Below are 19,258 nucleotides of genomic sequence, written 5' to 3' on the forward strand. Positions count from 1 at the left end.
CATGCATCCGACAACGCGACAACGTGGTCGATCTGCACTTGTGAGGACGCGCCCTGGCCGCGATGGAACTCCACAGTGTTGCCGGTGTACGGGTCGTGTAATACCCCGGCGACCACGGTGCAGCCGTTCGATTCGGGTTTGAGTTCGACTGCAACGAGGTCACGCCGGAGGATGTCGTTGCGTGTGTCGCAGCCGTTGTGCCCGTAGGTCGCGCTCACGTCGTCGGTCCACGCGGGTCCGAACTGGCTGCGGTCATAATCGGTCTTCGGGGCGCGTCCCTTGATTGGCAGTGTGGCGAGTTTGACCGACGTAGCCGTGGCATCCAGGGATTCTGACGATGCCGCCGGACTGGACGCGGAAGTCATGAGTGTCGTGGGCGCAGTGTTGGGCATCGAGTCGGCGCGGCCGTTATCGGCGAGCACGCTGATCAAAAGAAGCGTGCCGACGAAGGCCCCGGCGATCAAAACCGACCGATTAGTGGCGAACTTCTTCGCTCTGGCGAAGCCCATGTTGATGTTCGGTGACTCGAGTGTCATCGCGCGGCCTCCAGGTCATCAGGGTCCTTACCACCGGCATCGGTGCGCTCACTCTCGCCAGTGCCACTCCCGTGAGCATTTGTTAATGCCTCGTTAACAAATCCAGGAGCCCAGCCCAGCGACCCGCTGATTACTGCGAATTTGGTGAACTAACGTCCGGTTTAGTCAACTTGACTCGCCGGGCCTGCGGACGGGCCTTCGCCGGTCGCGCGCTCCTACACGTCGACGGCATCGCGAGGGACGCCATCAAGCTCGACGGCATACCTGGCACCTTCTTCGCACACGCCGTTTGAATCTCGTTCTCAGGCGCGATCTTCGAATCAGTCAGCTGCCGCATGACCCGTGCGGATAGCGCTAGAGAAGCCGCGCCTGCTCGGGCTCCGGCTCGGCCGGCTCGAGTAGCTGCGGGCCGTTGTTGCGCACGTTGTTGACCAGCGTCGACACCTCACGCGTGCGGATGGCGCGCACGTCGGGCGTGCGGGCCAGCAGTTGTTCGTCGATCGGGGCGTCGGGGTCGAGCCATCGCTCCCAGTCGCGCTCGGGCATCACCAACGGCATCCGATCGTGGATCTGCGCGAGCTCCCCGGGCGCGTCGGTGGTGATGATCGTGCAGCTCAGCAGCGGCGAAGCATCCTTGGCGGGCTTCCACACCGACCACAGGCCCGCCATGAACAGCGGCTCGCCGTCCTCCCGGTACATGAAAAACGGTGTCTTGCGGGACTTCTTGCCGGCCGCGGCGTCGGAATTGACCCGCCATTCGTAGTAGCCGTCCATCGGGATCAGGCAACGCTTGGACTTGGCGCTGGTCCGGAAGGCCGGCGAGCTGGTGACCTTGTCGGCGCGGGCGTTGATCAGCATCGGGCCCTTGGTTTCGGGCGCGCCGTCGGCGCCCGCCTTGGCCCACGGCGGCACCAATCCCCAGCGCATCAGACGCACCCGCCGCGTCGGCTCGTCCTCGGGTTCGGAATGCCGGCTGACGACGGTCGCGATGGTCGAGGTCGGAGCCACGTTGTAGTTAGGGCCGGTCGAACCGGCGTCGCCTCCAGCCGCGGCGCCGGTGGTCTCGTCGATCGCTTTGATCTTCTGGGCCAACAGGGCCGGGTCGGTCGTGACCGCGAACCGTCCGCACATACCTCCATGGTGGCAGAGCGCGAACTCCTATTGGTGGCAACAACCGGTGACAGGCGATGATGGACCGGTGACTACGTGGACGGCCCCCCAGGCACCGCAACCGGTGCACGCGACCGTGACCGTTCCCGGTTCGAAATCGCAGACCAACCGGACCCTGGTGCTGGCGGCGCTGGCGGCCGCGCAGGGCCAAGGCACCCCGACCATCAGCGGGGCGCTGCGCAGCCGGGACACCGACCTGATGATCGGCGCGCTGCGCACGCTGGGCTTGCACGTCGACGGCGACGGGACGGAATTGACGGTCAGCGGCCGCGTGGTGCCGGAACCGATGGCACAGGTCGATTGCGGCCTGGCGGGCACGGTGCTGCGCTTCGTCCCGCCGCTGGCGGCGCTCGCCGAATCGATCGTGGAGTTCGACGGCGACGAGCAGGCCAGGGCGCGGCCCATCGTCCCGCTGCTGGATGCGCTGCGCGGGCTGGGCGTGCGGATCGACGGCTCGGGGCTGCCGTTCCGGGTCCTGGGCACCGGTTCGGTCACCGGCGGCACCGTGGAGATCGACGCCTCGGCCTCGTCGCAGTTCGTCTCCGGGTTGCTGTTGTGCGCGGCCTCTTTCGACGACGGGCTGACGGTGCGACACACCGGTTCGGCGCTGCCGTCGGCGCCGCACATCGCGATGACGGTGGTGATGCTGCGCCAGGCCGGCGTCGACATCGACGACTCCGTCCCCAACCGCTGGCGGGTGCGGCCGGGGCCGGTCGCGGCCCGGCACTGGGAGGTCGAACCGGACCTCACCAACGCCGTTCCGTTCCTGGCGGCGGCCGTGGTCACCGGCGGCGCGGTGCGCATCACCGGCTGGCCGGCGAACAGCGTGCAACCCGCCGACCACATTCTGGACGTGTTGGGCAAGATGAATGCCGTTGTCACCCAACATGATTCGTACCTGGAGGCGCGCGGCTCCAAGGACTACGTCGGTTTTGACGTCGACCTGCGCGCGGTCGGCGAGCTGACACCGTCGGTGGCCGCCCTGGCGGCGCTGGCCACCCCGGGATCGGTGTCGCGCCTGTCCGGCATCGCCCACTTGCGCGGCCACGAGACCGATCGGCTCGCCGCGCTGAGCACCGAAATCAACCGCCTGGGCGGCGATTGCACCGAAACGCCCGACGGCCTGGTGATCACGGCGACACCGCTGCGGCCGGGGGTCTGGCGCGCGTACGCCGACCACCGGATGGCGATGGCGGGCGCGATCGTCGGGCTGCGGGTGGCCGGCGTCGAGGTGGACGACATCGGCGCGACCACCAAGACGCTGCCGGACTTTCCGCGGCTGTGGGCCCAGATGCTGACCGCTCAGGAAGACCACGGCATGTGAAGCCCGGCGACTACGACGAGTCCGACGTCAAGATCCGCTCCGGCCGGGGTTCGCGGCCGCGGACGAAGACGCGTCCCGAGCATGCCGACGCCCAGGCCGCCATGGTGGTCAGTGTCGACCGCGGCCGCTGGGGATGCGTGCTGGGCGGTGACGTCGACCGTCGGGTCACCGCCATGCGGGCCCGGGAACTGGGCCGCACGCCGATCGTGGTCGGCGACGAGGTCGATGTGGTCGGCGATCTGTCCGGGCGGACGGACACGCTGGCCCGCATCGTGCGTCGCGGCGAGCGCCGAACTGTGTTGCGGCGCACCGCCGATGACACCGACCCGACCGAACGGGTGGTGGTCGCCAACGCCGACCAGCTGCTGATCGTGGTGGCGCTCGCCGACCCGCCTCCCCGCACCGGGCTGGTGGACCGGACGCTGATCGCCGCCTACGCCGGCGGACTCACGCCGATCCTGTGCCTGACCAAGACCGACCTCGCCCCGCCGGAGCCGTTCGCGGAGCAGTTCGTCGACCTGGATCTGACGGTAATCGTGGCGGGCCGCGACGATCCCCTCCTCGCCGTGGCGGACCTGCTCGCCGGCAAGATCACCGTGCTGCTCGGGCATTCCGGCGTCGGCAAGTCGACGTTGGTGAACCGGCTGGTGCCCGACGCGGACCGCGCCGTCGGCGACGTGACCGAAATCGGCCGGGGGCGGCACACCTCCACCCAATCGGTAGCGCTGCCTCTATCGACGTCGGGCTGGGTGATCGACACGCCGGGCATCCGATCCTTCGGGCTGGCGCACATCAAGCCCGACGACGTCATGATGGCGTTCTCGGATTTGGCGGACGCCATCGAGGACTGCCCGCGCGGCTGTGGGCACATGGGTCCGCCGGCCGACCCCGAGTGCGCGCTGGACACGCTGACCGGGCCGGCCGTCCGGCGCGTCGCCGCCGCCCGCCGGCTGCTGACCGCGCTCAACCAGACTTCTTAGCCAGCCGCACGCCGAGTTCGTCGGGCGGCACCAAATGACCTTCAGCGCACCGGATTTCGACGCCCACCTCGGCTCCGCAGCCCAGGTGCGTCAGCCGCAGCCGGTGGCGCCCCGGCAGATGGTGCCTCCCCCACTCGAACATCGCCCACACCACCGGCATGAAATCGATGCCCGCCTGGGTGAGCACGTACTCGTCGCGGCTGCGCTGGCCGGGCTCCTGATAGGGCTGGCGCCGTAGCAGTCCCAGCTCGACCAGCTCGGCCAGCCGCGCCGAGGTGGCGGCCTTGGTGATGCCAACCCGACGGGCGAAGTCGTCGAAACGCGTGGTGCCGTAGTACGCCTCGCGCATGATCAGCATCGCGGATTTGGTACCGACGACGGCCATCGTCTTTTCGATCGCGCACTCGCCCACCGCCGACCAGGCGTCGCGGTCGGCCAGCGGACCTTGCAGCAGTGTCATCTAGATCACCTCCGCAGCTGGGTTGCTTTCAGCATACCGAGGTGTTTACCTAGGTATAGCTAGGTATATCCAGATGCTCAAGGAGGAGCCATGAACCGCGACGCCGTCATCGTCGGAGCAGTCCGCACCCCCATCGGCAAGGGCAAAGCCAGTGGCGCGCTGCATAACGTGCTGCCCGCCGACCTGCTCGCGCACAGCCTGCGGGAACTGGTGGGGCGCACCGGCGTCGATCCGGCGCAGGTCGACGATGTCATCGCCGGCGCCGTGACCCAGGTCGGCGACCAGGCCGTCAACATCGCCCGCAACGCCCTGCTGGGTGCGGGATTCCCGGAGACGGTGCCCGGCGTCACCATCGACCGCCAGTGCGGCAGCAGCCAGCAGGCCATCAGCTTCGCGGCCCAGGGTGTGATCGCCGGCGCCTACGACCTGGTGATCGCCGCCGGCGTGGAATCGATGGGGCGCGTCCCGATGGGCAGCCAGGTGTCGCCGGGCAGCAACCCATTCGGCGAGGGCATGGACGCACGGTATCCCGACGGCCTGGTGCCACAAGGCATCAGCGCCGAACTGATCGCCGCGAAGTGGGGCTTTTCGCGCAGCGAGCTCGACGAGTTCTCCGCCGGCAGCCACGAGAAGGCCGCCCGTGCCACCAAGGAAGGGCTGTTCGACAACGAGCTCATCCCGATCGCCGGGCTCGCCACCGACGAGATCATCCGGCCCGGCACGACGGTGCAGACACTGGCCGGATTGCAGCCGGCGTTCTACAGCGACGCAATGAAAGCCCGCTTCCCGCAGATCAATTGGGAGATCACCCCGGGTAACTCGTCGCCACTGTCGGACGGCAGCGCCGCAGTCATGATCACCAGCAGCGAGGTCGCCCAGAAACTGGGCCTGCGCCCGCTGGCGCGAATCCACACCACCACCGTGGTGGGCTCCGACCCGCTCTACATGCTGACCGGCGTGATTCCCGCCACCGAGAAGGTGTTACGGCGCGCCGGGCTGACGCTGGCCGACATCGACCTGTTCGAGGTGAACGAGGCGTTCGCTCCCGTCGTGCTGGCCTGGGCAAAGGACACCGGCGCGGATCTGGCCAAGACGAACGTCAACGGCGGCGCGATCGCGATCGGTCATCCCTTGGGCGCCAGCGGCGCTCGCATCATGACCACGCTCGTCAACGCTCTGGAGCAGCGCGGCGGTCGGTACGGGCTGCAGACGATGTGTGAGGGCGGCGGCATGGCCAACGCCACCATCATCGAGCGACTCGGCTAGCGGGGGCGTCATGCCGGAAACCCATTTCGACGGCGTCCGAATGCGCTACGACAGCGCCAAGAGTTACGACGAGCTGGTCGCCGCGCTGCTGGCCGACATCGGCCAAGATCCGGTGCCGATCAACGACATCGCGACGTCCACCGATGACTGGCGAACATACGAGGACCGCGTCGAATCCCACGTCGGCCCAAGTGGATTCATGCTGTTGGGGGTCGTCGACCACGGCGCCTGGATCGGCAAGGCCGGGATCGACCGCAAGGCGTTGCGCGTCATCCTGGGCAACCCGTTGATCGCCATCACGATGCTGCGCCACGACGTGACCGCGGGCCTGTTCGCTCCCGTCGAGCTGCTGCTCACCGACAACGGCACCGGCAGCAGCTTGACCTACGTCAAGCCGTCGTCGCTCATCGTCGTCGAGCACAATCCCGAGTTGCTCAACGCCGCAGAGCAACTCGACGCCAAGCTGGCGGGGCTGGCCGTAAAGGTGACCGGGGGCTCCTGAATCGCAGATTCGTTGACGCCCGTCATTGACGGCCGTCAGCAATTGGCGTACTGTGCGTGCATGGCGTCGCCACGCGGATCATCCCCGGCCAGTTCGCCGGCCGCGAGCGTCCGGGAGGCCCGACGGCTCGAGACCCGGGCGCGCTTGTTCGACGCGGCATTGTCCGAAATCTCCCAGCGTGGGTTTGCCGCCGCTGACGTCAGCGCCATCGCGGCTGCCGCGGGCGTGGTGCGGGGGACGTTCTACTTCCACTTCCCGACCAAGGAGCACGTCCTTATCGAGGTGGAGCGCAACGAGGAGACCCGGATCATCAGCGAACTCGGCGACGCCAAGGGCGATCTGGCGTCGGTGCTTTCACAACTCGTAGGGCACGTTCTCAGTGCCGAACGCCGGCTGGGCGACGTCGTTTTCCGGGACATGCTCGGACTGCATTTCTCCTCGACCCGTCCGGTCGAAGACGAGTTGACGCAGCATCCCCTCGCTCAGTTCCTGGTGGGCGTGATCAGCCGGGCCCAAGACGAGGGACACGTGTCCTCCGAAGTCGACGCATCGGAGCTCGGAATGTTCTTCCTGACCGGGCTATTCGCGCTGCTCGCCACCGGGGCGCACGACGCTGCGCTGTTAAGTCGTTACGTGACAACGATTGTCAACGGGATGGAGAAACGATGAATCGCACGGGCATCGAGGGCTACCGGGACTTCTTGGCCAGACGTGACGGCGAAGCCGACCTGCTGAACAGACGGTTGGCGAATCGAGAACGGTTCTTCAACGAACTCGAAGCCAACCCCGTCAGGTCGGCACATCCCGCCGACCGACAGACGTTCCTGCGCAACCTGCGCCGGCGGCGACCAGAACCCGGCCTGGACCCCAGAATGCTGTTCCTGCTGGCGACCGCCAAACTGAATCAGGCGGAGCGGTTCGGCGTGGGACTCGGCGAAACCTATGGGCGCAACAGCGACGAGAGCCTGCCGCCCGAGAACGTCTACCTCGAACTCGAGGAGCACTACCACACCCGACTGCTGGCGTACGCGCTGGACGTGTTCGATCTGACCTTCCAGGTTGTCCCGCCGCCTTTCGTGATGCGCCAGTTCGTCAAGACGGGCGTATTCCTCCCCGAACGGCTCGGCTTCATGTTCGTCGGGGCCGCAGAGATGGCCGGCTGCATCATGTTTGACGAATTGCGCCGGGTGGGCAGACGGCTGTTCGCCGACGAACCCGACGTCGCCGAGCGGATCGAACTGCTCTACAGCGAGATCCTCACCGACGAGATCGGCCACGTCGGCTACTGCGCGTCACGCTGCACCTCCGCCGAGCGGGCGATCATGCGCCGCATCTACCCGTACATCGGGCGGCTTTTCGCGCGTCAGACCGCGGAGATCAGTCTGCTCGTCGACACGAAGGCACTGGGCGCCCGGCTCGACCGCCCGTTCGATGTCGACGAACTCACCGCCGACCTGGGCAACGAGACCTACCTCGTCACGCATCCCTGACGTCGTCCGCGCCGAGCGTGCGCTCAGCGCGGAAAGCCAGCGAAACACGAGCAGCGAGTACACATTCGGCGTTGCCCTAGGCGAGACCGTCGCGCCGAGAGCCCTAAGCGGCCAGGCCGTCATCAAGACGCGCCGCTGCGACCGCCCGCTTCCCGCGCCGCCAACCGCGCACGGCGGCGATCGCGGACTTGAGCCCGCGGCGGCGGCCGGTGGCCGGATCGGTGCCCAGGAAACCCGGCTCGAGTTCGGCGAACATCCGCTCGCTGCGGGTCTCCGGGGCGTTGTCGGCGTCGTCGCGCAAGTACTTGTTCGGCAGCGACAGCTTGGCCAGCGTGCGCCACGTCTTGCCGTACTGGAGCAGGAAAGACCCTGTGGTGTAAGGCAAGTCGTACTTGTCGCAGACCTGGCGCACCCGCACCGAGATCTCGTGCAGCCGGTTGCTCGGCAGGTCGGGGTATAGGTGGTGCTCGATCTGGTGGCACAGGTTGCCGCTCATGAACCTCAGCGCCGGGCCGGCCTCGAAGTTGGCGCTGCCCAGCATCTGTCGCAGATACCACTGCCCCTTGGTCTCACCGATCATGTCCGTCTTGGTGAATTTCTCTGCGCCGTCGGGGAAATGGCCGCAGAAGATCACCGCGTTGGCCCACACGTTGCGAATTACGTTGGCGAGCGCGTTGGCCTTCAGCGTGGACATGTAGGTGGCCCCGGGTGACAACGAGGTCAGCGCGGGGAACGCCACGTAGTCCTTGAACACCTGCCGCCCGGCCTTGGCCAGGAATTCGTCGACCCGCTGCCGGGCTTCGTCGTTGTCCATGCGGCGCTTGGCGATCTTGCCGAGCTCCACGTGCTGCAGGCCGACGCCCCACTCGAAGAGGAGGGCCAGCAAGGTGTTGTAGACCAGGTTGAAGACGTTGAAGCGCTTCCAGCGCTGGTCGCGGGTGACGCGCAGCAGGCCGTAGCCGACGTCGTCGTCCATCCCGAGGATGTTGGTGTACTTGTGGTGCACGAAGTTGTGGGTGTAGCGCCAGTGCTTGGACGACCCGCTCATGTCCCACTCCCACGTCGAGGAGTGAATCTCCGGGTCGTTCATCCAGTCCCACTGGCCGTGCATGACGTTGTGGCCGATCTCCATGTTCTCGATGATCTTGGCCACGCCCAGGGTCGCCGTCCCCGCCCACCAGGCCGAGCGCCGCGAGCTGGCGGCCAGCAGCAGCCGGCCGGTTACCTCGAGCGCGCGCTGGGCCGCGATGGTGCGGCGGATGTAGCGGGCGTCCCGCTCGCCGCGCGAGTCTTCCACGTCCTGGCGAATGGCATCGAGCTCCACGGCCAGGTTTTCGATATCGGCGTCCGTCAGATGGGCGAATACGTCGACGTCGGTGATCGCCATCGTCTTCTTCTCCCTGCGGTCGTTTGTTCGGTACGAGACCTACGCTATCGTAACCTACGAGGCCGTAGGTTACCTGTGAGTAGCCTTTAAATGTCGAGCACGCAATCGCCGGACGCGGCCGACACACAGGTCTGCACCCGGGTCCCCGGGTCGTGCTCCTGGCCGGTCCGCAGGTCGCGGACGTGCCCCTCCACCAGGCTGACCACGCACGACTGGCAGATACCCATGCGGCACCCGAAGGGCATCTGCACCCCGGCGCTCTCCCCCGCATCCATCAACGACGTCGCCGCGTCGGCCGTGACGGCGCGGCCGCTTTGCGCGAAGGTGACCGTTCCGCCGGCGCCGGCGGGTGCGGCCTTGGATACCGCGAACCGCTCGAGATGCAAACGCTCGGCGACGCCCGCGGCCGACCATAGGCGTTCCGCCGCGGTGAGCAGGCCCTCCGGCCCGCAGGCCCAGGTCTGACGCTCGCGCCAATCCGGTACGTCGGCGTCCAGCACGGACAGGTCGAGCCGGCCCTGGATACGCGTCTCGCGCAGCTGCAACCGATAGCCCGGATGGTCGGCCTGCAGCGCGGCCAGCTCGCCGCGAAACATCACGTCGGACTCGGTGGGCGCCGAATGCAGGTGGGCGATGTCACCGATTTGGTTGCGGCGCACCAGGGTTCGCAACATCGACATCACGGGCGTGATCCCGGAGCCGGCGGTGAGGAACAGGATCGACGGCGGTGCGGGATCGGGCAAAACGAAGTTGCCCTGCGGCGCGGCCAACCGGACGACGGTGCCCGGCTCAACACCGGCCACCAGGTGCGACGAGAGGAACCCCTCCGGCATCGCCTTGACCGTGATGGTCACGGTGCGCGCCGAACCGGAGCGCGCGGGCGTCGGCGCCGGGGTCGACGTGAGCGAGTACGACCGCCAGCGCCAGCGGCCGTCCATCAGCAGTCCGATGCCGATGTACTGGCCCGGCTGGTAGTCGAAGTTGAAGCCCCAGCCCGGCTTGATGACCAGGGTCGCGGAATCCTCCGTCTCGCGGCGCACCTGCAGGACCCGTCCTCGCAGTTCGCGCGCCGACCAGAGCGGATTGGCCAGGTGCAGATAGTCGTCGGGCAGCAGCGGCGTCGTGATGCGCGCGGCGAGCTTGCGCAGGGCATGCCAGCCGGGGTGCCGGTCGGCGCCGGCGACCACGGGTCGCTTGGTGTCGACGACGTTGCCCGTGATCGACGGGTTCCGTTTGCCCAGAGGAAGCTCCTGCTCACGACGTGGCGCTTTGCTTACGCTCACATTGTGGTCGATTCTGTGCGCTTCACGAAACCTACGGTACCGTAACCTACGGTGTCGTAGCTAGCGCTGCCGTCTCGAATGCCTCACATCAGCTCGAGCAAGAACGGCAGTTCCTGGTTTGCGTACCAGGCCAGATCGTGGTCTTGCGCGTCGCCGACGATCAGGTCGGCGTCCTCATCGCCCAGGTCAGCGGCGTCGACGGCCTCGATGGCCCTGGCCACCGCCTCTTCGGCGCCGGCATTGTCGACGTACGCGGCGATCACGTCCTCGATCGCGACCGCGCCGGGCAGCCTGACCACGGCGTCGTCGAGGTCGGGACGGTAGGTGACCCCGGATGCGTCGAAGTCGACGTCGGCGGCCAGCACCGCGCGCCGCGGCGGCAGGGACTCCGAAGGCCCGTCGCCGGCCAACAGGCGCAGCGACGCCAGCGCAGCCTCGCGCAGCGCCACGTCGGCGAGCTCCTCGTCGTCGCCCTCGGCGTAGGCCTCGCGCAACTTGGGCGTCAGCGCGAACGCCGTGCCGTTGACCGGCCGCACCGAGCCGTCGGCGACGAGCCGCTGCAGCATGGCCAGCGTGGCGGGGATGTAGACGACCGTCATGTGCGGCTAGCTCGGCGCGGAGGCGTCGGAAATCGTGGGCGCGGCTGGCTTCACAGCAACGAATGATAGCCGCACGCAGGGGTTTTCACCGCCGACTAGGACCGTGACGCCTCCAGCAGCTCCTCGAGCGCCTGGCCCAGCAGTCCCGGCAGCAGGTCGACGTCGCTCATGGCCTCGCGGTCGGCGTTGATTCCGTAGTAGAGCATGCCGTTGTACGAGGTCACGCCGATCGCCAGCGCCTGGTTCTGCAGCAGCGGCGGCACCGTGTAGGTCTCCAGCAACTTGGTGCCGGCGACGTACATCTGCGACTGGGCGCCGGGCGCGTTGGTGATCAGGAGGTTGAACGTGCGCTTGGAGAAGCTCGGGAAACTGGTCGCGACGCGGATTCCCATGGCGTGCAGCGTGGGCGGGGCGAATCCCGACAGCGTGACGATGGTCCTGGCGTCCACCAGTTGGGCCGCCGTCGGGTTGGACTCGGTGGCGTGCGCGATCTGCGAGAGCCGCACCACGGCGTTCGGCTCCCCCACCGGCAGGTCGACGAGGAACGGCATGACCTGGCTGATCGCCTGGCCGGGGCCGCTCGCGTCGAGGTCGCCGTCGTCGTACACCGACAGCGGCGCCATCGCCCGCACCGTCGCGGTCGGCGACACCGCCACCCCACGCGACATCAGCCAGTTGCCCAGCGCGCCGGCGATCACCGCGAGCACCACGTCGTTGACGTCGCAGTCGTAGCGGGCCCGCACGGCGCGGTAGTCGTCGAGGTTGCCGGTGGCGACGGTGAACCGGCGATGACGCGAAACGGTGGCATTGAGCGGGCTGCTGGGCGCGTCGCCGCGGGCCAGGTTGCGCACGAAATCGAACGCCCGGCGGCCGGCGCCGACGAGCTCGCCGTAGTTGGTCACCAGGCCGCCGATCGCGGACCCGACGGCCTGCAGCTGCGCGCTCGGACCGACCAGCCACTCACCGATCGCGCCCAGCACCAGCCGGGTGTTGCCCGGGTCGCGCTCCGGGATCCAGATGTCTTCGGGGGCCGGGGGTGGGCGCTTGGTCCGGTCGCTGATGACGTGGTTGATCTCCAGCGCCGCCATCCCGTTGATCAGCGCTTGATGCGACTTGGTGTAGAGGGCGAGCCGGTTCTTGGACAGGCCCTCGACCAGGTACATCTCCCAGAGCGGCCGCGTCTTGTCCAGCGGCCGCGCGGCCAGCCGCGCGATCAGCTCGTGCAGCTGGCCGTCGCTGCCCGGTGAGGGCAGCGCCGAGCGTCGCACGTGATAGGTGATGTCGAAGTCGTTGTCGTCGATCCACACCGGCCGGACCGTGCCGACCGGCACCTCCCGGACCTTCTGCCGGTAGCGCGGAATCTGGGGCAGCCGCTGCTCGACGGTGCCCAGCAGCGTCTCGTAGCTCAGCCCGGCACGCGGACGGCGCAGGATGGCCAGCGATCCGACGTACATGGGCGTGGCGGTGTTTTCCAGCCGATAGAACGACGCGTCCGGCGGGGACAACCGGGTCACCATTCGGCGCAGTCCTCCTCGTCGATTCATCGCCTGTCGCCCCAAGCGATGTCTCGCCCACCGTAATCGCCCGCCCCGGGGCGCGCGTCGGGATGGGGACGCGCGATCGCAGAGTTATGTAATGATGACCACTGTCTGCCCCTCTCCAGCAGGCTTCCGGTCCGGCCGAAGAGTTGGAGAGTGCGCGTTGAACAGTAGCCCCGTTGCGAATCCGCCTGGCGCCTTCACCGTCATGCCCGTCGTCGATTACGAGCCGGAAACCCGGGACGTGCCGCGTGCCGTCCCGCCGTGCCGGCCGGCCTCGCGGGCCCCGTTACGCCGCCGCAGCGCACACCCTGCGCCCCGGCCCTACACCGGGCAACCCAGCAGAGCGCCGGCGCCGGATTCGGCCACGGTCATGTCCGCGCGGATGCGCCAGGCGGCGAGCTTCGCCGACGCCGCGCTGCGGCGCGTGCTGGAGGTCATCGACCGGCGCCGCCCGGCCGCCCAGCTGAATCCGTTGCTGGCGCCCAGCCTGGTGGATTCGGTTGTCGCGGTAGGGCGTTCGGCCGCCGGGCAGGCGCACGGTCACGCGGGTGCCGCGGTGTTGCGCCGCCTGCGATTACAGCCGGCGGGCCACCGGGACCCGGACACGGCGGCCGAGGTCTTCGGCTCCTACAGCCGCGGGAACCGCATCCACGCCATCGCCTGCCGGGTGGAGCAGGTGAGCCTGGCGAGCGGGGTCCGATGGATGGTGGTCGCCCTGCACATCGGGTGACCGCGCCGGTCACCTCGCCGCGGCGGCCGTCCGCGGACCGCCGGTATAGCGGGTCAGCACCGGCCCCATGATCGCCATGACGAAAACGTAGGACGTCGCCAGCGCGGCGACGGCGGGCAGCGACTTGCCGGCCAATCCGATGATGATCAACGAGAATTCGCCGCGCGCGATCAGCGCGGTGCCCGCGCGCAGTTGACCGCGCCGAGCCACCCCGTCGTGCCGGGCGGCGAACATCCCGGTCGCCACCTTGGTCGCCGCGGTCACCGCGGCCAGGATCAGTGCCGCGGGAAGCATGGGGATCAGCTCCTGCGGGTCCACCGAGTAGCCGATCGCCAGGAAGAAGATGGCGGCGAACAGATCGCGCAACGGCCCCAGCACCTGGCGGGCCCGCTCGGCGGTTTCCCCGGTCAGCGTCAGGCCCACCAGGAATGCGCCCACGGCGGCCGAGGCGTGCAGCGACTCGGCCACCGCCGCCACGATCAGCGTGATGCCCAGCACCCGCAGCATCAGCTGTTCGGAGTCGGGGTGTTCGACCAGCCGGTCCACGTGGTGGCCCCAGCGGTAGGAGGCGGCGAACGCCGCCATCAGGGCGCCCACCGCCACCACCATGCCGCCGACGGCGCGCAGCCACCCGCCGCCCGACGCCAGGACGGCGAACAGCGGCAGGTAGGCGGCCATCGCGAAGTCTTCGAGCACCAGCACCGAGAGCACCGCCGGTGTTTCCCGGTTACCGAGCCGCTGCAGATCCTCCAGCAGCCGTGCGATGACGCCCGACGAGGAGATGTAGGTGACGCCGGCCAGGCACAGGATGGCCACGCCATCCAGTCCCAGCAGCCAGCCGGCGATCGCGCCGGGCGCGGCGTTCAAGACGACATCGACGGCCGCGGACGGCAGGTGATGGCGCATGCTGCTGGAGAATTCGGCCGCCGAGAACTCGCAGCCCAGGGTGAGCAGCAGCAGCACGACGCCGATGGGCGCGCTGGTGGTGATGAACTCCCCGCCGGCGGCCATCGGCAGGATCCCGCCATTGCCCAGGGCCAGGCCCGCCAGCAGGTACACCGGGATGGGCGACAACGCGAATCGGCGTGCGGCGGCGCCCAATACGGCCAGCGTGGCCAGGAGGGCGCCGAGTTGTAGCAACAGCGTCCCCGAGATTTGCACCGGCTCAACCTTTGTCGATGATTTGCTCGACGCCGGCGATGCCGTCTTCGGTGCCGATCACGATCAGAACGTCCCGGACATGCAGCATCTCCGCGGGGCCCGGCGAGGCCAGCACTTCCTCGTTGCGCACGATGGCGACGATGGACGCCCCGGTGCGGGTGCGGGCGCGGGTGTCTCCCAGCGGGTGGTCCACGAACGGGCTGCCCGCCAGGATGTGCACCTGCCCGGTCTCGAGCCCGGGTATCTCGCGGGCCAGCTCGGTGAACCGCTCGGCGATCCGGGGCGCCCCCAGGATCTGGGCCACGGCCTCGGCCTCCTGGTCGTTGAGGTGGAGCAGCGGCCGGGCCTCGTCCGGATCCTCACGGGTATAGACGACGACGTCGAAATCGCCGCTGCGCCGCGCGATGATGCCGATGCGGTCGCCGTTGCGATCGGTGAACTCGTAACGAAGACCGACCCCGGGCAGCAACACCTCCTTGACATCCATGCCGTCAATCCTGACAGGTCGCGCGGCCCGCCGTCAGCGGACCGCGACGCTTGCCCGAGCGCTAATGCAGCTCCGCCGGTTGGGCGGGATCGCGGCGCGGCCGGTGTCCCAGCGGCAGCAGCATCGGCACCCGGCGACGGTAGTCGCGATACTGCTCACCGAGCGCCTCCACCAGGTCGTGCTCTTCCAGATGGGTGGCGACCAGAATGTAGCCCGTCATGGCGACCGAGAACAGCAGGTGCCCGGCCGTCATGGTGGGGACCGCCCAGAAGACGATGACGAAACCGACCATGAGCGGGTGGCGTACCAGCCGGTACAGCATCCGGGCGTGAAAACCTATGTGCGTGTAGGGTTTTCCGCGCCACGCCAGGTACACCTGGCGAAGGCCGAACAGGTCGAAGTGGCTGACCATGAACGTCGCGGCCAACGCGATCGCCCAGCCGAGCCAGAACAACGTCCACAGCACCAGGCGCCCGGCCGGCAGCCGCACGTCCCAGACGACGGCCGGCATCGTCCGCCATTGCCAGTAGAGCAGCACCAGCACGACGCTCGACAGCAGCACGTAGGTGCTGCGCTCGATCGGCGACGGCACCAACCGCGTCCACCACGTCTTGAACGACGGCCGCGCCATGACGCTGTGCTGGACGGCGAACACGGCGAGCAGCACGATGTTGATCAGCACGGCCTGACCGACGGGCGACGAGATCCCGTGATCGACGGTTCGCGGCACCCAGAAGTTTCCCAGGAAGGCCACGAGGTACAGGAATGCGGCGAGAAAGAGCAGGTAAGCGGCGGCGCCGTAACCGACTATCAAGAATCGCTTCATTCGCTGATTGTGCGCCTCGCCGGCGCGTTTGAACATGGGGCGGATGCCTCATTTTCGGCCGCGCCCGGCACGTTTCCGGTCGTCGTCCGGGTTAGCTGGGCGCCGTGGTCACCAGGCCGTGCCCCAGCGCGTACATGCTGGCGCCGATGCGGTTCGATACGCCGATCTTGGCGTACGTTCGCTCGACGTGGTTGCGGGCCGTTTTCTCGCTGATCACCAACGATGCCGCGATCTCCTTGTTGGAGGCGCCCCTCGCAACCAGGCGCAGCACCTCGATTTCCCTGGGGGTCAGGCCATCCGGCCGCGGGGTCGGCCGTTGCGCGGGTTGGCCGGCCGCGTGCAACACCGCCTCGACGGCGACCGGTTCGAGTTCACCGGCCTGCGCGCGCCCGCGCAGCCGGCGGGTCGCCGCCTCGGCCGGCATCGGTTCCCGGTACGGCCTTGGCTCGCAGGCGGACGCGAACGTCGCCCCGGCGCATGGGGCGGATGCCTCATTTCGGCCACCAATGTGCGGCCTGTCGCACGCTCGGTGCCGAGTGTGCGACCAGCCGCGCACTCGCGCGGATGGTGAGCCCGCTAGCGCCGCTTCACCGATTTGGGTGGCTTCGCGCCGCGTCCCTGCTGGCGCGCCGCCGCGCGGCGCTCGCGCCGGCTGGCGCCCCCGGGAACCCCGGCCGGCGCCTTGGAATCGCCGCCGTTGCGCTGCACCTGCGCCGAACCGTCCTCCGACGGGCCGGAATACGTCAGCGCCGGCGCCTGGTTGTCGATCCCCTTGGCGCGCAACGTACTTGGGGCCTCTTCGCGCACGGCCGTCGTCGTGGCGCCGCCCTGCTGTCCGGCCGCGGCGGTGGCGAATTCCTCCAGGCCTTCGGGCGCCTGGACGGGGGCGACCTGCGGGGAGGGCACCGCCTCGACCGTGACGTTGAACAGGAAGCCGACGGACTCCTCTTTCATGCCGTCGAGCATGGCCATGAACATGTCGTAGCCCTCGCGCTGGTATTCGACCAGCGGATCGCGCTGCGCCATCGCGCGCAGCCCGATGCCCTCCTTGAGGTAGTCCATCTCGTAGAGGTGCTCGCGCCACTTACGGTCGATCACGTTGAGCAGCACGTTGCGCTCCAGCTGCCGCATCGCGCCCTCGCCCGCGATCTCCTCGAGCTCGGCTTCCCTTGCGGCATATGCGTTTTCGGCGTCTTTGAGCAACGCCTCGAGCAGCTCCTCACGGGTGAGGTCGTCGCGCTCGGAGTCGGCGTCGTGGTGGGTCAGCGGCTCGTGGTCGATGCCGACCGGGTACAGCGTCTTGAGCGCCGTCCACAGCGCTTCCAGGTCCCAATCCTCGGCGTAGCCCTCGGTGGTCGCGCCGTCGACGTAGGCGGTGACGACGTCGCGGACCATGTCCAGCGCCTGCTCCTTGAGGTTCTCGCCCTCCAGGATGCGGCGGCGCTCGGCATAGATCACCTTGCGCTGCTGGTTCATCACCTCGTCGTATTTGAGGACGTTCTTGCGGACCTCGAAGTTCTGCTGCTCCACCTGGGTCTGGGCGCTCTTGATCGCGCGGGTGACCATCTTGGCCTCGATGGGCACGTCGTCGGGCAGGTTCAGCCGGTTGAGCATCGCCTCGAGCGCGGCGCCGTTGAAGCGGCGCATGAGCTCGTCGCCCAGGGACAGGTAGAAGCGCGACTCGCCCGGGTCGCCCTGGCGGCCGGAGCGGCCGCGCAGCTGGTTGTCGATGCGCCGCGACTCGTGCCGTTCGGTGCCCAGCACGTACAGGCCGCCGGCCTCGATCACCTCTTCGGCCTCCTTGGAGGCCTCCTCCTTGACCTTGGGCAGTTCCTCGTGCCACGCGGCTTCGTACTCGTCGGGTGTCTCCACCGGGTCGAGGCCGCGCTCACGCAGGCGCAGGTCGGTGAGGAAGTCGACGTTGCCGCCCAGCACGATGTCGGTACCTCGACCGGCCATGTTGGTGGCCACCGTGACGCCGCCGCGCCGGCCGGCGACCGCGATGATGGTCGCCTCCTGCTCGTGGAACTTCGCGTTGAGCACGTTGTGCGGGACGCGGCGCTTCTGGAACTGCCGCGACAGGTATTCGGAGCGCTCGACGCTGGTGGTACCGATCAGCACCGGCTGGCCCTTTTCGTAGCGCTCGACGACGTCGTCGACGACCGCGATGTACTTGGCCTCTTCGGTCTTGTAGATCAGGTCGGACTGGTCGGCGCGGACCATCGGCTTGTTGGTGGGGATGGGCACCACGCCGAGCTTGTAGATCTCGTGCAGCTCGGCCGCCTCGGTCTGGGCGGTACCGGTCATGCCGGCGAGCTTGTCGTAGAGCCGGAAGTAGTTCTGCAGCGTGATGGTGGCCAGCGTCTGGTTCTCGGCCTTGATCTCGACGTGCTCCTTGGCCTCGATGGCCTGGTGCATGCCCTCGTTGTAGCGGCGGCCGTAGAGCACGCGGCCGGTGAACTCGTCGACGATGAGGACCTCGCCGTCGCGCACGATGTAGTCCTTGTCGCGGTTGAACAGCTCCTTGGCCTTCAGCGCGTTGTTGAGGTAGCTGACCAGCGGCGAATTCGCGGCCTCGTAGAGGTTGTCGATGCCGAGCTGGTCCTCGACGAACTCCACGCCGAGCTCGTGCACGCCGACGGTGCGCTTGCGCAGGTCCACCTCGTAGTGGGTGTCCTTCTCCATCAGCGGCGCCAGCCGGGCGAACTCGAGGTACCAGTTGGAGGCGCCGTCGGCGGGGCCGGAGATGATCAGCGGGGTGCGGGCCTCGTCGATCAGGATGGAGTCGACCTCGTCGACGATGGCGAAGTTGTGCCCGCGCTGGACCAGGTCGTCGAGCGAATGCGCCATGTTGTCGCGCAGGTAGTCGAACCCGAACTCGTTGTTGGTGCCGTAGGTGATGTCGGCGTTGTAGGCCACGCGGCGCTCGTCGGGTGTCATCTGGGCGAGGATCACGCCGACGTCCAGGCCGAGGAAGCGGTGCACGCGGCCCATCCACTCGCTGTCACGTTTGGCCAGGTAGTCGTTGACGGTGACGACGTGCACGCCCTTGCCGCCGATGCCGTTGAGGTAGGCCGGCAGCACCGAGGTCAGCGTCTTGCCCTCACCGGTCTTCATCTCGGCGACGTTGCCGAAGTGCAGCGCCGCCGCGCCCATCACCTGCACGTCGAAGGGGCGCTGATCGAGCACCCGCCAGGCCGCCTCCCGGGCCACCGCGAACGCCTCGGGCAGCAGGTCGTCGAGGCTCTCGCCGTCGGCGTGCCGCTTCTTGAACTCGTCGGTCTTGGCCCGCAACTCGGCGTCGGTCAGCTTCTCGATCTCGTCGGACAAGGTGTTGACGTAGTCAGCCACCCGCTTGAGACGCTTGAGCATGCGACCTTCGCCAAGGCGCAGCAACTTCGACAGCACAGCTATGTCCTCTACGGTTTGATCGCCCGGCTCCTCGTCATCGCGCTACGCGCTCTGCGTCGTCACCGGGCCGGATCGGAGTCTTTGGCGACACCCATCCTAGGTGAC

General features: G+C 68.2%; 17 protein-coding genes and 2 pseudogenes. 7 read left to right on the forward strand and 12 right to left on the reverse strand.

Annotated elements, in window-relative coordinates; translation table 11 throughout:
- A pseudogene (locus tag JF781_RS19080) lies at positions 1-536 on the reverse strand (HNH endonuclease family protein); the annotation flags it as partial.
- Between the two features lie 354 nt (positions 537-890).
- Complete coding sequence (locus JF781_RS19085) at positions 891-1,667, reverse strand: SOS response-associated peptidase (RefSeq protein ID WP_225328938.1); 777 nt, start codon at positions 1,665-1,667, stop codon at positions 891-893.
- A 67-nt stretch (positions 1,668-1,734) separates the two neighbouring features.
- On the opposite strand from JF781_RS19085, the gene aroA reads away from it, so the two are divergent.
- Positions 1,735-3,030: a 3-phosphoshikimate 1-carboxyvinyltransferase gene (gene aroA, locus JF781_RS19090; protein WP_225328939.1), complete on the forward strand. Its 1,296-nt coding sequence runs from the start codon at positions 1,735-1,737 to the stop codon at positions 3,028-3,030.
- Positions 3,027-4,010 carry a ribosome small subunit-dependent GTPase A gene (rsgA, locus tag JF781_RS19095; protein ID WP_225328940.1) on the forward strand — a complete coding sequence of 328 codons (984 nt, stop codon included), beginning with the start codon at positions 3,027-3,029 and terminating at the stop codon, positions 4,008-4,010. Before aroA ends, rsgA begins: the two co-directional genes overlap by 4 nt.
- Here the strand turns inward: rsgA and JF781_RS19100 are convergent.
- On the reverse strand, positions 3,994-4,470 hold the full coding sequence (locus JF781_RS19100) for a helix-turn-helix domain-containing protein (RefSeq protein ID WP_225328941.1): 477 nt from the start codon (positions 4,468-4,470) through the stop codon (positions 3,994-3,996). The genes rsgA and JF781_RS19100 overlap by 17 nt on opposite strands.
- 90 nt (positions 4,471-4,560) lie before the next feature.
- On the opposite strand from JF781_RS19100, the gene JF781_RS19105 reads away from it, so the two are divergent.
- The 4 genes from JF781_RS19105 to JF781_RS19120 are packed head-to-tail and all read left to right on the forward strand — an operon-like array spanning position 4,561 to position 7,728.
- Positions 4,561-5,736 carry an acetyl-CoA C-acyltransferase gene (locus JF781_RS19105; RefSeq protein ID WP_225328942.1) on the forward strand — a complete coding sequence of 392 codons (1,176 nt, stop codon included), beginning with the start codon at positions 4,561-4,563 and terminating at the stop codon, positions 5,734-5,736.
- Between the two features lie 10 nt (positions 5,737-5,746).
- On the forward strand, positions 5,747-6,238 hold the full coding sequence (locus JF781_RS19110; RefSeq protein WP_225328943.1) for a DUF302 domain-containing protein: 492 nt from the start codon (positions 5,747-5,749) through the stop codon (positions 6,236-6,238).
- A 60-nt stretch (positions 6,239-6,298) separates the two neighbouring features.
- Complete coding sequence (locus JF781_RS19115; RefSeq protein WP_225328944.1) at positions 6,299-6,907, forward strand: TetR/AcrR family transcriptional regulator; 609 nt, start codon at positions 6,299-6,301, stop codon at positions 6,905-6,907.
- A complete protein-coding gene (locus tag JF781_RS19120; protein ID WP_225328945.1) occupies positions 6,904-7,728 on the forward strand; it encodes a hypothetical protein in 825 nt (274 codons plus the stop codon). Before JF781_RS19115 ends, JF781_RS19120 begins: the two co-directional genes overlap by 4 nt.
- Positions 7,729-7,831: 103 nt before the next feature.
- Here the strand turns inward: JF781_RS19120 and JF781_RS19125 are convergent, their stop codons facing one another.
- The 4 genes from JF781_RS19125 to JF781_RS19140 all read right to left on the reverse strand — a co-directional run bounded on the left by JF781_RS19125 (position 7,832) and on the right by JF781_RS19140 (position 12,514).
- Complete coding sequence (locus JF781_RS19125) at positions 7,832-9,115, reverse strand: fatty acid desaturase (protein ID WP_225328946.1); 1,284 nt, start codon at positions 9,113-9,115, stop codon at positions 7,832-7,834.
- Between the two features lie 86 nt (positions 9,116-9,201).
- Complete coding sequence (locus tag JF781_RS19130) at positions 9,202-10,356, reverse strand: ferredoxin reductase (RefSeq protein ID WP_225328984.1); 1,155 nt, start codon at positions 10,354-10,356, stop codon at positions 9,202-9,204.
- Positions 10,357-10,481: 125 nt separating this feature from the next.
- Positions 10,482-10,997, reverse strand: coding sequence for a hypothetical protein (locus JF781_RS19135; protein WP_225328947.1), 516 nt, complete (start codon positions 10,995-10,997; stop codon positions 10,482-10,484).
- Between the two features lie 95 nt (positions 10,998-11,092).
- Complete coding sequence (locus tag JF781_RS19140) at positions 11,093-12,514, reverse strand: wax ester/triacylglycerol synthase family O-acyltransferase (protein ID WP_225328948.1); 1,422 nt, start codon at positions 12,512-12,514, stop codon at positions 11,093-11,095.
- Between the two features lie 229 nt (positions 12,515-12,743).
- Here JF781_RS19140 and JF781_RS19145 point away from each other — a divergent pair, with 229 nt between their 5' ends.
- A complete protein-coding gene (locus tag JF781_RS19145) occupies positions 12,744-13,268 on the forward strand; it encodes an Rv3235 family protein (protein WP_225328949.1) in 525 nt (174 codons plus the stop codon).
- Positions 13,269-13,277: 9 nt separating this feature from the next.
- Here JF781_RS19145 and JF781_RS19150 read toward each other — a convergent pair whose 3' ends face one another.
- The 5 genes and pseudogenes from JF781_RS19150 to secA all read right to left on the reverse strand — a co-directional run bounded on the left by JF781_RS19150 (position 13,278) and on the right by secA (position 19,150).
- Positions 13,278-14,429 (reverse strand): cation:proton antiporter, encoded by a 1,152-nt coding sequence (locus tag JF781_RS19150; protein ID WP_225328950.1) that lies wholly within the window; start codon positions 14,427-14,429, stop codon positions 13,278-13,280.
- Positions 14,430-14,433: 4 nt separating this feature from the next.
- Positions 14,434-14,916 carry a cation:proton antiporter regulatory subunit gene (locus JF781_RS19155; RefSeq protein ID WP_225328951.1) on the reverse strand — a complete coding sequence of 161 codons (483 nt, stop codon included), beginning with the start codon at positions 14,914-14,916 and terminating at the stop codon, positions 14,434-14,436.
- Positions 14,917-14,977: 61 nt separating this feature from the next.
- Complete coding sequence (mddA, locus tag JF781_RS19160) at positions 14,978-15,742, reverse strand: methanethiol S-methyltransferase (protein ID WP_225328952.1); 765 nt, start codon at positions 15,740-15,742, stop codon at positions 14,978-14,980.
- Between the two features lie 91 nt (positions 15,743-15,833).
- Positions 15,834-16,199, reverse strand: a pseudogene (locus tag JF781_RS19165) (response regulator transcription factor); the annotation flags it as partial.
- Positions 16,200-16,318: 119 nt separating this feature from the next.
- On the reverse strand, positions 16,319-19,150 hold the full coding sequence (secA, locus tag JF781_RS19170) for a preprotein translocase subunit SecA (RefSeq protein ID WP_225328953.1): 2,832 nt from the start codon (positions 19,148-19,150) through the stop codon (positions 16,319-16,321).
- Positions 19,151-19,258: the final 108 nt, after the last annotated feature.

Source organism: Mycobacterium sp. WUMAC-067 (assembly GCF_020217485.1).
Classification (GTDB): Bacteria; Actinomycetota; Actinomycetes; order Mycobacteriales; family Mycobacteriaceae; genus Mycobacterium.

Bases quoted from the DNA above. Each gene is read 5' to 3' on its own strand.
- JF781_RS19145 (WP_225328949.1), top strand. From the start codon at position 12,744: ATGCCCGTCGTCGATTACGAGCCGGAAACCCGGGACGTGCCGCGTGCC.
- JF781_RS19120 (WP_225328945.1), top strand. From the start codon at position 6,904: ATGAATCGCACGGGCATCGAGGGCTACCGGGACTTCTTGGCCAGACGT.
- JF781_RS19155 (WP_225328951.1), bottom strand. From the start codon at position 14,916: ATGGATGTCAAGGAGGTGTTGCTGCCCGGGGTCGGTCTTCGTTACGAG.
- JF781_RS19085 (WP_225328938.1), bottom strand. From the start codon at position 1,667: ATGTGCGGACGGTTCGCGGTCACGACCGACCCGGCCCTGTTGGCCCAG.
- mddA (WP_225328952.1), bottom strand. From the start codon at position 15,742: ATGAAGCGATTCTTGATAGTCGGTTACGGCGCCGCCGCTTACCTGCTC.
- JF781_RS19135 (WP_225328947.1), bottom strand. From the start codon at position 10,997: ATGACGGTCGTCTACATCCCCGCCACGCTGGCCATGCTGCAGCGGCTC.
- JF781_RS19105 (WP_225328942.1), top strand. From the start codon at position 4,561: ATGAACCGCGACGCCGTCATCGTCGGAGCAGTCCGCACCCCCATCGGC.
- JF781_RS19115 (WP_225328944.1), top strand. From the start codon at position 6,299: ATGGCGTCGCCACGCGGATCATCCCCGGCCAGTTCGCCGGCCGCGAGC.
- JF781_RS19100 (WP_225328941.1), bottom strand. From the start codon at position 4,470: ATGACACTGCTGCAAGGTCCGCTGGCCGACCGCGACGCCTGGTCGGCG.
- JF781_RS19125 (WP_225328946.1), bottom strand. From the start codon at position 9,115: ATGGCGATCACCGACGTCGACGTATTCGCCCATCTGACGGACGCCGAT.
- JF781_RS19110 (WP_225328943.1), top strand. From the start codon at position 5,747: ATGCCGGAAACCCATTTCGACGGCGTCCGAATGCGCTACGACAGCGCC.
- JF781_RS19140 (WP_225328948.1), bottom strand. From the start codon at position 12,514: ATGGTGACCCGGTTGTCCCCGCCGGACGCGTCGTTCTATCGGCTGGAA.